Origin of the sequence: Klebsiella sp. CN_Kp073 (assembly GCF_040065495.2) — a bacterium.
GTDB classification, from domain to species: Bacteria; Pseudomonadota; Gammaproteobacteria; order Enterobacterales; family Enterobacteriaceae; genus Klebsiella; species Klebsiella aerogenes.
Map to the genome: position 1 here is coordinate 4,874,500 of NZ_CM198051.1, position 13,590 is coordinate 4,888,089.

Annotated in this window: 11 protein-coding genes and 1 tRNA gene; 9 read left to right on the top strand and 3 right to left on the bottom strand. The window is 53.9% G+C overall.

Annotation, left to right across the window (positions count from 1 at the left end; all coding sequences use genetic code 11):
* Positions 1-4 precede the first annotated feature (4 nt).
* The 5 genes from ABLV66_RS23455 (at position 5) to ABLV66_RS23475 (ending at position 4,492) form a co-directional block, all read left to right on the top strand.
* Positions 5-580 (top strand): transcriptional regulator, encoded by a 576-nt coding sequence (locus ABLV66_RS23455; protein WP_047046398.1) that lies wholly within the window; start codon positions 5-7, stop codon positions 578-580.
* A gap of 65 nt (positions 581-645) precedes the next feature.
* Positions 646-2,733 (top strand): DUF1176 domain-containing protein, encoded by a 2,088-nt coding sequence (locus ABLV66_RS23460; protein ID WP_045396455.1) that lies wholly within the window; start codon positions 646-648, stop codon positions 2,731-2,733.
* Positions 2,734-2,847: 114 nt separating this feature from the next.
* Positions 2,848-2,923, top strand: a tRNA-Phe gene (locus tag ABLV66_RS23465).
* A 395-nt stretch (positions 2,924-3,318) separates the two neighbouring features.
* On the top strand, positions 3,319-4,152 hold the full coding sequence (locus tag ABLV66_RS23470) for an RNase A-like domain-containing protein (RefSeq protein WP_348877277.1): 834 nt from the start codon (positions 3,319-3,321) through the stop codon (positions 4,150-4,152).
* A 13-nt stretch (positions 4,153-4,165) separates the two neighbouring features.
* On the top strand, positions 4,166-4,492 hold the full coding sequence (locus ABLV66_RS23475; RefSeq protein ID WP_045396464.1) for a contact-dependent growth inhibition system immunity protein: 327 nt from the start codon (positions 4,166-4,168) through the stop codon (positions 4,490-4,492).
* Between the two features lie 61 nt (positions 4,493-4,553).
* Here the strand turns inward: ABLV66_RS23475 and ABLV66_RS23480 are convergent, their stop codons facing one another.
* Together ABLV66_RS23480 and ABLV66_RS23485 are read right to left on the bottom strand one after the other, a co-directional pair.
* A complete protein-coding gene (locus ABLV66_RS23480; protein ID WP_348877279.1) occupies positions 4,554-4,973 on the bottom strand; it encodes a PerC family transcriptional regulator in 420 nt (139 codons plus the stop codon).
* A 199-nt stretch (positions 4,974-5,172) separates the two neighbouring features.
* Entirely contained in the window at positions 5,173-5,739 is a 567-nt protein-coding gene (locus tag ABLV66_RS23485; protein ID WP_045396469.1) for a helix-turn-helix transcriptional regulator, read from the bottom strand.
* A gap of 650 nt (positions 5,740-6,389) precedes the next feature.
* Between ABLV66_RS23485 and pgaA the strand changes: the two genes are divergently transcribed.
* From pgaA to pgaD, 4 genes are read left to right on the top strand one after another with little or no spacing between them, the layout of a single operon-like run.
* On the top strand, positions 6,390-8,837 hold the full coding sequence (pgaA, locus tag ABLV66_RS23490) for a poly-beta-1,6 N-acetyl-D-glucosamine export porin PgaA (RefSeq protein WP_348877281.1): 2,448 nt from the start codon (positions 6,390-6,392) through the stop codon (positions 8,835-8,837).
* Positions 8,838-8,875: 38 nt separating this feature from the next.
* Positions 8,876-10,861, top strand: coding sequence for a poly-beta-1,6-N-acetyl-D-glucosamine N-deacetylase PgaB (pgaB, locus tag ABLV66_RS23495; RefSeq protein WP_512174195.1), 1,986 nt, complete (start codon positions 8,876-8,878; stop codon positions 10,859-10,861).
* Positions 10,854-12,185, top strand: a complete 1,332-nt coding sequence (gene pgaC / locus ABLV66_RS23500; protein WP_047078506.1) for a poly-beta-1,6-N-acetyl-D-glucosamine synthase — start codon at positions 10,854-10,856, stop codon at positions 12,183-12,185. The genes pgaB and pgaC overlap by 8 nt, the downstream gene beginning before the upstream one ends.
* Complete coding sequence (gene pgaD / locus ABLV66_RS23505) at positions 12,182-12,616, top strand: poly-beta-1,6-N-acetyl-D-glucosamine biosynthesis protein PgaD (protein ID WP_348877283.1); 435 nt, start codon at positions 12,182-12,184, stop codon at positions 12,614-12,616. The genes pgaC and pgaD overlap by 4 nt, the downstream gene beginning before the upstream one ends.
* 57 nt (positions 12,617-12,673) lie before the next feature.
* On the opposite strand, the gene ABLV66_RS23510 is transcribed toward pgaD, so the two are convergent.
* The gene (locus ABLV66_RS23510) at positions 12,674-13,465 is read right to left on the bottom strand and encodes a DsbA family protein (protein ID WP_063414396.1); all 792 of its coding nucleotides are present in this window, start codon (positions 13,463-13,465) and stop codon (positions 12,674-12,676) included.
* Between the last annotated feature and the right edge of the window lie 125 nt (positions 13,466-13,590).

The window sequence follows — 13,590 nt, forward strand, 5'->3', positions numbered from 1 at the left end:
TACCGTGCAACGTGAAGATGTCCTGGGTGAAGCCATACAAATTCTCGAAATCGAGGGTATCGCCAACACCACGCTGGAAATGGTCGCCGACCGCGTCGCATATCCGCTTGATGACCTCAAGCGCTTTTGGCCCGATCGCGAAGCGTTGCTCTATGACGCCCTGCGTTATTTAAGCCAGCAGGTAGACGCCTGGCGTCGCCAACTGTTGCTGGATGAGACGCTGAGCGCAGAACAAAAGCTGCTGGCGCGCTATAGCGCGCTGACCAAATGCGTCAGCAACCACCGCTATCCGGGCTGCCTGTTTATCGCCGCCTGTACTTTCTATCCGGATGCTCAGCATCCGATTCACCAGTTAGCGGAACAGCAGAAGCAGGCGTCACTGGCCTACACACATGAGCTGCTGACCCTGCTTGAGGTGGATGATCCGGAAATGGTCGCCAGGCAGATGGAATTAATCGTCGAAGGCTGCCTGAGCCGCATGCTGATCAAGCGCAGCCAGGCCGACGTCGATACCGCCCAGCGTCTGGCGGAAGATATTCTGCGCTTTGCCCGCTGCCGGATGGGCGGCGCGCTCACGTAATTCGGATTTCCGAACCCCTGCAAGGCGCATATAATTCCCTGACACGTTCTGTGGCAGGGATTTCTATGCGTCCACTTCTCTGGGCCGCCGTACTGGGGCTTTGTTCGACCTCGCTGATGGCCGCCCCTCCTCGCGGTTTCTCTTTCGCCTACAAAGACTGGGAAGTCGCCTGCGATAATACCGGCACCTGCCGGGCTGCGGGCTATGGCGCGACAATGGGCGAGGTCAGCGTTCTGCTGACCCGAAGCGCCGGCCCCGGGCGGCAGGTAACCGCCCAGGTCACGTTTGCGCAGACCGAGCACGATATTCCGCCAGATGCCAGCGTAAATCTGTTTATCAACGATAGCGATCGCGGGACGCTTGAGGCTATCGACGATAACCATTTTCACTTTGACAGTACGCAAACCAGCGCGCTTATTACCGCCCTGGAGCAAAACGCGAAAATCGAACTGGCGCTCAATGGCCAGCGCAAACGCCTATCTAACGCGGGCAGCAGCGCGGTATTCCTTAAGGTCGATGAATTCCAGCAGCGGATTGGCACCGCCGATGCCCTGTTACGTAAAGGCGACAGCGATGAGAGTGCCGTCCTGCACGCCATTCCCGCGCCGGAGATCCTTAGCGCGCCGTTTATTCACAACGCCCAGCCCGTTGCGTTAACAGCTAAACAACAGCAGAAATGGCTGCCGCAATTGGAAAGCGCGCTCAACAGCCGTTGTGATGACTGGCAAAACGCCGATATTCCGGCCAGCGAACGGCAGATCACCGTCACCCCGCTGGATAAAAATCACTCGCTGCTGCAGACTCTGTGCTGGCGCGCCGCCTATAACGACGGCTACGCGATGTGGGTTGTCGATAACACACAGGCCGCCAGGCCACAGCTGATAACCACTGATGCCTCCAGCTATAACGATGGCGTAATGACCTTCTTCAACAAAGGGCGCAGCGTCGCCGACTGCGTTAATGGGGAAGAACGTGTGTGGGATGGCAAAACCTTTGTGCAAAGCCTCAAGTACAGCACCGGCATGTGTCGGGAAATCACCCCTGGCGGAACCTGGCAGCTTCCCACCTTCGTCAGCAAGGTTATTCCCCGCAAGCAACGAGAGGCCGATATACTCGCGCTGAAGACGTTGCACGACGCGCTCCTAAAAGAGCAAAAACGCAATCCGGAACTCGCATTAGAGAACATTGCGGAACAGTTTCCGCTCAGCGGACACATCAGCCACTTTACCCTCACCTATGCCGACGACGCGCCGGTCTCAACCACCAAGCCAGCGGCGGATATCAGCGACGATGAGTGGCAGGCGTTTTTACATTCCGATATCAGCGCCGATTCGGAAAACGGCAAAGTCAGCTTCACGCTTATCGACCTCGACGGCGACGGCAAACGCGACCTCATCATCGATAGCTATGTTGGCGGTACCGGCCTGTTCAGCTATACCGGCGTGCTGAAACGCGGCGATAGCGCCTTTGAATCGGTGAACGATGCCGACAGCAATGACGACGATAACTTCGATGCCGGCGTGCCCGGCGCCCTTTACTCTATTAACGATCGCGGAGCGAACCAGTGGGGCCGCTGGGTCAGAATCAACGGCCAGGTTTACGCCCTGTGGTTTAACGGCGTGTTTGGGGAAGATAACCTCTATCTGCTGCGTCCGTTTAACCAGAGCGACCTGACGCCGGCCATCACCATCCGCTACCGTTATAACCTCAATATCATTAGCGCTGCGGAAAACGGGCAGTCACCCACCCCAGCCTTAAACGATAAAGATAAAGCGGGCTTATTGAAGTCATTGGACGTCATGCAAGGTAGCCTGCTAAAGGATAAACCTGCTGACGATAACGATGAGCCGATTTGTCCTGTTCCCCCCGGTACCGCTAAAGATGATGCGGACAACTACTATGGCGGCGTTGCGGGGCACTACACCGTTGAAACGGTGGCGTGGATCCCGGTGTGGCTCAACGATAAATGCTTTATCGGCACGATCTTCAGCCATCATGGCGCCTATCGCCACGGAGTGGATGCCATCCTAACCATCAGTTCGCCACGAGATGATGAAGAGATCGTTGGCGATTACGATATCTCCGGAAAACGCCATGCCATCGCCATCACCAGCGGCTGGAAAGTTCGCGAAGGCGATAATGGAGTGATGTGATTTTAAGCAAAACGCGCCTTTTGGCGCAGAATTGCCGCAAAGATAAGCAATCAAACAATAAATAGAGAAATTTCATTGACGCAGTGGGCGGATTACGGTTTAATGCGCCCCGTTGCCCGGATAGCTCAGTCGGTAGAGCAGGGGATTGAAAATCCCCGTGTCCTTGGTTCGATTCCGAGTCCGGGCACCACTTATTCAGAGAACCCAGCCTATGGCTGGGTTTTTGCTTTTCTACGGCCTACCGCGAACCGTATGCCTGATAAGCACAGCGCCATTAGGCATTCAATGCCCATCGTTTTTACCTTTAACTTCAGCCATCGGTTATTCATCACTAACGCAGGCCTTCAGTTCGGATGTGACATACTGCATTGAGTCACATAAAAACGTTAAGATGAATCTTCGTTTCAGCCGCCCCTCTTTATAAGCCACTTACGCAAAATAATAGTGCCAATTTATCTTCAACCCACTCTAATCAGAACGTATTTGAGAAAATAAGAGCAATAGTAGCTTATCCGGTAATGAAAATTCATGCTAATGACTGTTATGATTGTGTCGAATATTTAATCACAACAGGAAGTCTGTGATATGCAAGAGAATAACGGAATAAGAATGGCTCTTTCTCCCGTACAACTAGCCGCCGTTCTGGCCGATAAATCCGTCAGTGAGGGGGAAACACTTAGTAATCGCCTCTGGGGAGGTCTAGGATTGGCCAACGGTCTGGTTGAAATGTTTGGTGCCGGAGTCATGTGCATAGCCCCCGAACCAACAATGATCACTAAAATCGGGTGTGTCATCGTGGGAACCCACAGCCTGGATACGATACAGGCTTCCTTTCGTCAGGTATGGAGCGGTAGGCAGGTCAGTACCGATACATACAATTCTGTAGTATCTCTGGCCGAAAGTCTGGGTTCCGATCACCAAACTGCCGTGAACGTTGGAATGACTCTGGATCTTGCAATTCCTATGGGATTTGCGCTGACAATGGGTGCTATCCGCGTTGCTTCTATACGTGGAGGACGGATAAAACTGGCTGAACATGAATTTTTGAGGAGTCGCTCATCAGGTGGCCATACTCTCCAAAATCATGTTGGCAAAACGCCAGAAGGGCTGAGAATGAGACTGGATACTACTCCCCGATTAAAGTCTGTCAGTAGTTTCAAAAGTACCAGTGAAGCTGAGCGCTTAGTATCTGCCGTTATTCAGGACAATAAGACTCAGATAGAGATGTGGGTAAGACATCTACCACCAGGGATGAATGCAAAAATGCAGTTGGATCGCATGTTTGCAAACCAAACAGGAATATTATTATTCAAAGGTGCGAAAGAAGTAACTACTTGCTACAAAGTCCGGGTGGTCATCGAGTTTACGCACTGGCATGGAAAACCCTATTTTGTATTGACAGCCTTTCCTCTACCCTGAACACGGTTTGTACATGACAAAAATGAACCTGAATGAACTTAACGGCTTTATCACGGTTTACTTCGGGCAAGATTATGATCTTATCGATGATAGTGATGAGATCGAGCCCAAAATTGACGCATTTATCGCCGATAGTCATCTCGCCATAAAGTATGGCCTTATCGCAGACATTGACCTTCTGCTGAAGGAAGCAGATAACCCGGAAGAGGAATTCAGGATGCGCTATGGTTCAGACTTTGATCCTCACCTGTGGGGAACAGATGCCCTTAGCTTCCTGAAACGGGTAAGAGATAGAATTAGTCATTCCCTGAATGAGGCGGAGCCGACAGGCCGTCAGTAACCCGCGGCTTCCTTACCACACTATCGGTTTGATCTGATTCAGCGAGATGTCGCCGAAAACGCTAGCGCCGCGTCGCTTTCTTTTTATCGGGAAGGCGGAACACTTCGCCATTCGGCTTGGCAATCCCCATACGGTACTGCGTCTCTCTGGCAGCCTTATGGATATCAGCAAACTCCTCTTTACGCGCCGGCGGCAGCTTCGCTTTTTTCAGACATTTATTGCGGTGCATCCTTATCCATTCGCGATCGTTGTCATCGACGCACGTCTGCATCACATCCACCCAGCGCGAAGCAGCCCGGCGATACAATCCGCGAGCTTCCAGAGATTCGGCGATACTGTCCTTGATCATTCGATAATTTCTCTCACATATGCTAGCTAATTTGCGTATATAAATATAACCACGCCATTCGAAGAAATAATGAAAGAAAACCCCGGTAATTTGATCCACGATAAATCTATGCCAACTCAATATTGAGAGCATTTATAATATTAATTGCTGTGTGCATTAAAACTGCCGAAGCAGTAAGTACTTCCAAAGAGCATTTTTATCATATACCGCAGGTTATCATCTGAGTCATTCCTGAACTACGGTTATACCTATCAATGATTGATTAAATTAAAATAATACCGTTGTTTAGTGGCTTGTATGTAGATAGCTTACTCTGCATTCATTTCCCTTTTTATCGCTTCGGCGCGGGACACTCGAGCAGTCTATTTTTAAAAATAAACAGACAGGCTTCATTAAAGTTAGCCAACCCCAGACGTTCATAAAGCTCAATGCGCTTGCGATACAGGCTTTTCACCGAAGTATTAAGTACCCCAGCTATTTGCTCCATGGTCATCCCCGCTCTGAGTAAAGTCAACGTCATATGTTCCTGCGGTTTCAGGCTGAAATTCTTGAGCCATTCTCGGGTCAATCGCTTACTCTTCACGTCAAGAAACAGGCTAAATAAATTAGCCATATCCGTCGGCGTCAAAGACATGTTGAGAAACCACTTTAAGCTCAGCAAATGCTCTTCCCGATGGCGCATATCAAGCATAATACAGCAGATACGTTTACCCGCTTCCGCTGCACCAGGAATAAGATAATCGTAAAAACAAAGCGGCGCCCGACTATCCACCAGCACCGAAAACTCCTCGGCATCACTCTCAAAAAGCTTACGCTCTATCGAATGTAACTGGATGATATCTGGAAAGAAAATCCTCACCCCTTCAAAGAGATAGTGATCCTGAGTTACTAAAAACATTGTCGTTGCCACAAATCATCCCTTTAACAATAAAGCAACAAAACCCCTCCAGGGAGAATATGCACAGCGCCTGGTAGCGTGCTGACTATGGCGAGCCAAATAAAGCATGTGATTGTCTTTTAGTAATCCCCCAATCTCTCCATCTATAGTGAACGCTCCACTCCACTATCCTTACGTCATTTCTTAATTATCTGTGCTCAGGCTAATTATAAATAAAAAACTCGCACAAAAAAGAAGCTTTTCTACTATTGAGAATTTTTGTCAAAAATCGTCTTAAATATCTACAGCAACCGCCTGACATTATGCATGAAAAAGCCAACCAAAAACATTAAAACAGAATTTCGGACACCATTTAACTTTTTTCAATTCAGTAAGTTATGCGTAACATAAGACAATTAATTAATTCATTAAAGGTCAATTTCCAGATTTATCTTAAAACTACAGGCCTATTATTTGGCATATTTTCAGGCAAACATATCAGGTGTACATTAATCGCCACCCCGTTATCGCGAGGAGATATTTTATTACCTTAAATAAGTAATCGCAGTCGCGTACCGTCAGGTAAAAACTCATTACCCCATCCTTTTGCATTCAGCTAAAAGGCCGACGTGTTGTGCAATGGATTCTTGATGGACATATGGTAAATAGTTATGGGAAGATCAACTCGTTTCAATAAGTTATTCTTTTATCGCCGCACGACATTCTCGCTTTCAATTAGTTTATTGTTGTTAACGCCTATTCTGGCTCAGGGGGCTGAGTCGATATATGATCGGCATGTGCTACAGGCGCGTGAAGGTAATTACTCCCCTTTTCTCGATTATCTTCAGCAATATCAACAACAACATGCTTTGACGCCTGAGCAAGTCGCCGACTGGCTTCAAATTGCCTCCTGGGCTGGACGTGATGAGGAAGTAATCCAGGTCTGGCAGCGTTATCAGGTTTATATGGCGCTACCGGCACGCGGTACGGCGGCAGCGGCACAGGCTTTCCGTAATCAAAAACGGTGGTCTTCAGCGCTGGCGCTCTGGGATCAGGCAATTGGCCAGCAGCCGATGAACGACGATTATCTTATTGGTCGGATTAAAACGCTGGCCGATGCGCGCCATGACGGGCAGGCGCTAAGTGAAGCCCGCCGCTTGGTCGCCACCACGCCCAGCGCCGCTCACCTGCAGACGCTCTCCTACGTCTATTTACGTCAGGGAAAAAGCTGGGACCAGCTGCTCACCGATATGCGCGCGCAGGAACTCGCGCCGCAAAACAGAGAAACGCTCAATAGCCTGATTGATAGCCTGAGCAGCAATCGCATCAATTCGCCTGCGCTGCAATGGTCAGCGAAAACCACCTTAACGCCCGCGCAGCAGCGAAAGCTAGAAATGGACGCGGCGGCGGAGTGGGTACGGCTGGCGCACACCCCGGCCCGCGGTGAACAGGAGCGCTTTCGCCTCGCGCAAACGGCGCTCAACCGCTACGACGCGCTGTTCGCCCGTTGGCGTCAGGAGCCGCAGGCCGCAGAGGATCTTGCCCGCGCGCGTATTGACCGCCTCGGCGCGCTATACACCCGCGGCTATTACGCCCAGGTCATTAAGGAATATCAGTCGCTGACCGCCGCTCAACAGCCCGTCCCTGACTGGGCCATCGGCTGGGTTATCTCCTCTTATCTTGCACAACAAAACGTCGAGGCCGCGCTGGCGATCGCCCGCCAACATCCACTTTACCTGCCGGACCCGCAAGATGATCAGCATGAATTATTTTATGCGCTGCTGGATAGCGGCCAGTATCAGGCCGCCCGCGAGTATCTCGCTAAAGTGACGAATGGCGTTCCCTACACCCGCCGCCTTTACGGCTCGCCGACGCCGCAGCCAAACGACCCGTGGCTGAACGCTCAATCGCTGAAGGTACAGTATCTACTGAGTACTAATGCGCTGCCGGAAGCCGAACGGCTCTCCGACCGACTGGCCACCACCGCGCCCGGTAATCAGGGGCTGCGCATTGACTACGCGGCGATACTACAGGCGCGTGGTTTACCCCGCGCCGCCGAACGGGAACTGAAAGCGGCGGAAGCGTTGGAGCCTTCGAACATCCCCCTCGAACGTCAGCAGGCCTACGTGGCGATGGATCTTCAGGAGTGGCGGCAGATGGAGCTATTAACCGATGACCTGCTGGCGCGCAGCCCCGAAGACCTGAGCACGCAAAAATTAGCTCGCGCTCGCGAGGTGCACCATATGTCGGAACTGCGCCTTAACAGCACGCAAGGGATCCACTCGGATAACCCGGTCAGCGGTAGCCACGACTTTAGCTGGGATGCGGCGATTTACGGCCCGCCAATCGCGGATAACTGGCGACTTTTCGTCGGTAATCGCTTCGCCAAAGGGAATTTTGATGAAGGAAAAGGCTCCAGCCGCCAGCTATTTGGCGGCATCGAATGGCGCCCGCGCGATGCCTGGGCTGAACTGGAAATCTCCAACAACAATTTCGCCGGCGACAACAAACCCGGCGCCCGACTTTCCGCCTGGCAAAGCTTCAACGACAACTGGCAAATTGGCGGCGAGGTCGAACGTCTGTCGCGGCAGACGCCGCTGCGCGCGCTGCGTAACGGTATCAGCGCCAACCGCGGCGAGGGCTGGGTTCGCTGGTATCAAAACGAACGACGCGAATATCGCTTCAGCGCCGCCGCCACCCGCTTCTCCGACCACAACCGTCGTCAGGAATATACAATCTCCGGCAAAGAGCGGCTCTGGCAATCGCCAACCATCACGCTCGATCTGGAACCTGGGCTCTCCGCCAGCGTCAACAGCCGGGCGGATACCCTGTACTACAACCCGAAACGCGACTTCGCCGCCACCTCGGCGCTGGTCGCCGATCACGTCATGTATCAGCACTACGATACCGTCTGGAGCCAGCAGCTTGCGGCAGGCGGCGGCGCCTACTGGCAAAAAGCGTATTCGACCGGCGCTATCGCCATGCTCGGCTACGGCCAGCGTATTCGCTGGAACAACGTGATCGACACCGGCGTGATGCTGAACTGGGACAAGCGTCCCTACGACGGCAAACGCGAAAGCAATCTCTCCATTGCCCTTGATGCGAATTTACGGTTTTAAGGATAAACATGGTCAACAAAAGTATCCGCATCAGCCTGATGGTTATCGGCTGGCTCCTGATGACCTGCGCGCTTCGCGCAGAAACGATTCCTTTTCTGCCGCCGGACGCGCGGCCGCAGCCGGAGGCGAATAAGCCCTGGCCACAGAATAAGTTTCTGGTATTGGCCTATCACGATGTAGAAGACGATGCCGCCGATCAGCGTTATCTGGCGGTGCGTACCAGCGCGCTCAACGATCAAATCGGCTGGCTGCTGCACAATGGTTATAAGGCCGTCAGCGTGCAAAATATTCTCGACTCCAACGCGGGGTTAATCACGCTGCCGCCAAAGGCATTTCTGCTGAGTTTCGATGATGGCTACAGCAGTTTTTACACCCGGGTCTGGCCGCTGTTAAAAGCCTGGAACGTCCCGGCACTATGGGCGCCGGTAGGCAGCTGGGTCGATACGCCGGAGCAGAAAAAAGTCGATTTCGGTGGTCTGATGACCCCGCGCGAGCGTTTCGCCACCTGGGAGATGGTGCGCGAGCTCGCGCAATCGCCGCTGGTTGAAATCGGCGCGCATACCTGGGCTTCGCACTACGGTATTCAGGCCAATCCGCAAGGTAGCCGCGAACCGGCGGTTGCCAACCGTTTTTATGATAAGGCCAGCGGACGCTACGAAAGCGACCAGCAGTTTCACCAGCGCATCGATACCGACGTGCGCAAAGTGAGCGACAAAATCGCCGACGTCACCGGCAAAGCGCCGCGCGCCTGGGTATGGCCCTACGGCGCCGCCAACGGCACATCGCTGGCTATCGCGAAAAGCCACGGCTATCAACTGGCGTTTACCCTCGGCGATGGTCTGGGCGATGTGCGGGATTTGGATAACATTCCCCGTCTGCTTATCTCCGGCAATCCGTCGATCAAGGCCTTCGCCAGCCAGGTGACGCAAATCCAGGAGCGTGAGCCGGTTCGGGTGATGCACGTCGATCTCGATTATGTCTACGATAAAGACCCGGTTCAGCAGCGCAAAAATATCGATAAGCTGATCCAGCGTGTCTACGACATGAAAATCACTCACGTTTTCCTGCAGGCCTTTTCCGATCCGCTCGGCGACGGCACGGTGAAAGCGCTCTACTTCCCCAACCGCCGCCTGCCGATGCGCGCCGATCTCTTCAACTTCGTCGCCTGGCAATTACAAACGCGCGGCGGCGCCAAAGTGTATGCGTGGATGCCGGTGCTGGCGTTCGATCTGAACGGTTCGCTACCGCGCGTACAGCGCTGGGATGCGCAGAGCAACACGCTGCGCCAGGCCACTCGCCCCTATGTACGGCTATCGCCATGGAATAGCCAGGTGCGCGATCAGATCCGCGATATTTATCAAGACCTTGCCCGCTACGCGACCTTTGACGGCGTGCTGTTCCACGACGACGCGGTGCTGACGGATTATGAAGATGCCGGCGCCGGGGCGATGGCCGCCTGGCGGGCGGCGGGCCATTGGGAGGATATCGCGCAGATCCGCCAAAATCCCGCCACGCTGCATGCCTGGACGCGGTTTAAAAGCCAGGCGCTTATCGACTTCACCCGCACGCTCAGCCAGAGCGTAAAAGAGATCCGCGGCCCGCAGGTGAGAACCGCGCGCAATATCTTTGCCCTGCCGATCCTGCAGCCGGAAAGCGAGGCCTGGTTCGCGCAGAATCTCGATGATTTTCTGACGGCCTACGACTGGACGGTGCCGATGGCGATGCCGCTGATGGAATCGGTTCCGGTTGCGGAAAGCGATGCGTGGCTAGCGCGTCTGGTGCGCGCCGTCAGCGCCAGACCGGGCGCATTGAAGAAAACCATTTTTGAGCTGCAGGCTAAAGACTGGACTCTCCCGCAGCAGAACGCCATCCCTGACCAACAGCTGGTTGACTGGATGCGGACGTTACAGCTCAACGGCGTCAACAATTACGGCTACTACCCCGACGATTTTCTTAATAATCAGCCTGATATCTCAAAAATCAGGCCCCTGTTTTCATCGTACTGGTATCCCAACAATGACTGATCGCATTATCGCATTTTCGATTTTATGCCTGGTTTTCGGGCTACCGCTGGGCGTGGCCGCCGTTTTCACCGGCGAGTTGATACTGGATTTCGTCTTCTTCTGGCCGCTGTTTATGTCGGTGCTGTGGATAACCGGCGGGCTCTACTTCTGGTTTCAACTGGAGCGCCACTGGCCATGGGGTAAAGAGACGCCGCCGCCGGAGCTTGCGGGCGATCCGTTGATCTCCATTTTGATTCCCTGTTTTAACGAGGAGAAAAATGCCCGCGAGACCATCGAAGCCGCGCTGGCGCAGCGCTATCGCAACATTGAGGTGATCGCCATCAACGACGGTTCCTCCGACGATACCGCCAGGGTGCTTAATCAACTGGCGGAAGAGTACGCTCTGCTGCGGGTGATTCACCTGGCTGAAAATCAGGGGAAAGCGGTAGCGCTGAAAGCCGGCGCTGCCGCCGCGCGCGGGGACTTACTGGTGTGTATCGACGGCGATGCCCTGCTCGACCGCGATACCGCCGCCTACCTTGTGGCGCCGCTGATCCAATACCCCCACGTCGGCGCGGTGACCGGTAATCCGCGTATTCGTACCCGCTCGACGCTGATTGGCCGCATTCAGGTCGGCGAGTTCTCTTCGATAATCGGGCTGATCAAGCGCACCCAGCGTATTTATGGCCGGGTGTTTACCGTCTCCGGGGTGATTGCCGCTTTTCGTCGCCAGGCGCTGGCGGACGTCGGCTACTGGAGCCCGGATATGATCACCGAAGATATCGATATCAGCTGGAAGCTGCAGCTACGTCATTGGGCGATTTTCTTCGAGCCGCGGGCGCTGTGCTGGATCCTGATGCCGGAAACGCTGAAGGGACTGTGGAAACAGCGTTTACGCTGGGCGCAGGGCGGCGCCGAGGTTTTCCTGGTCAATCTGCGCCGCCTGTTTCGCTGGGAACACCACCGGATGTGGCCGCTGTTCCTCGAATATGCGCTCTCCACGCTGTGGGCCTTCGCCTATGCGGTCACCATTTTTCTGTTCATCGCCAGCCATTTTGCCCCGCTGCCGGAGAACCTGACCGTCCGCAGCCTTTTTCCGCCGGAATTTACCGGGCTACTGCTGGGGGTGATGTGTCTGCTGCAGTTTATCGCCAGCCTGTACATCGAAAGGCGCTATGAACGCGGCGTCGCCGGCTCGCTGTTCTGGGTGATCTGGTTTCCGATGGTGTACTGGATGATCGGCCTGTTAACCACCATCGTCGCCTTCCCCAAAGTCATGTTGAAACGTAAACGCGCCAGGGCTCGCTGGGTCAGCCCTGATAGAGGTAAAGGAAGAATGTCATGAACGAACAAACTCTGATATTAACCGAGCATCGCATGTTGCCGCGGATCTTTGACGGCGTGTTAACTGCCATCGCGTGGGCCGGCTTCGCCTTTTTTCTGTATGCCAACCTGCTGATGCAGTTTACCGAGCGCGGTAACGACAGCTGGGACGCAATTATGGCGTCGTTTAATACCGTGCTGGTCTATTTATTGGTGGCGGCAATTAACGGCTGGCTGCTGATTTTGTGGTATCAGTACAATCTGCGCCGTTATAACTCCCGGCGGCACGGCAGCATGGCCTCGCTGCGCCATGAAGAGCTGGCGGAGAGCTTTAATATCGCGCCGCAGATCATTTCCGAGATGAGCCAATATAACCTGCTGACGGTATACCATGATCAGATTGGCAGAATTATTGATTTGAAAATCAATCAGAACGAGGAGATCGAACGGTAACGGCCCCCCAAAAAAGGCCGCATCACGCGCGGCCTTTCCTCTTTCAGCCCGGTGAGATTACTGACCGCCGGCTTTCTTAATCGCCGCATCCAGCGAGGCTTTGTCGGCCAGTCCCGGGAAGACGGTAATGGTCGCTTCGGTCGCGCCGGTAGTCGGCATGACAATCACGCCAGGCGTACCGCTTAAGCCAATCTCCTGCGCCAGCTGGTTAATGTTTTCCAGCGCCGGTTCAACATCCGCCGCTTTTTTGGCGTCAAAGTTCACCTTTTTCGCCTGCTGCTGGATGTCCACCGCCGTCAGTTTGCCTTCGTTATGCCCGGTAGCGTAAACGCCGTTGTGGTAAGTCAGATAGGCCTCAGCCCCTTTCTGCTGATAAATCTGCAGGCCGGTTTTCGCCGCGTCCAGCGAGGTTGCCCAGCGGCTGCCGAAAATCGGCCACTCTTTAAAGGCAAAACGGGTTTGCGGATGATCTTTAATCACCTGCTCCATAACCGGTGCAAGGCGGCTACAGTAGATGCATTGATAATCGAAGAACTCGATAACGGTGACTTTACCGTTAGCCGGGCCGTAGGTTGGCGTGGCCTTATCCTGCGTCAGCTTGTTGGCATTCTTGATTACCGCCTGAGTAGCGGCGCTGGCCTGCTGCTCCGCCTGAATTTGCTGCAGCTTTTGGCTGGCCTGCAATAGCACTTCCGGATGGGCGACCAGGTAGTCAGCGGCGATTTTGCCGATGCGCGCTTCCTGCTCCGCGGTGAAAGTCGCGGCCGGCGCGTCAGCGGCGCTGGCCAGCGCCGGCAGCAGGGAAGCGCCCGCCAGGGCGAGAATAAGTAAATTCTTGATGCCAGACATATTGAAAAGTCCTTACGAAAAAGTAGACGGCAGGTGAGCCTAATCGGACAAAATATCATCCTTTGGCGGCGAATCATTGTCAGTCTATGCATTGATTCGTAACTTTATTTGTCAGACGCCACTAT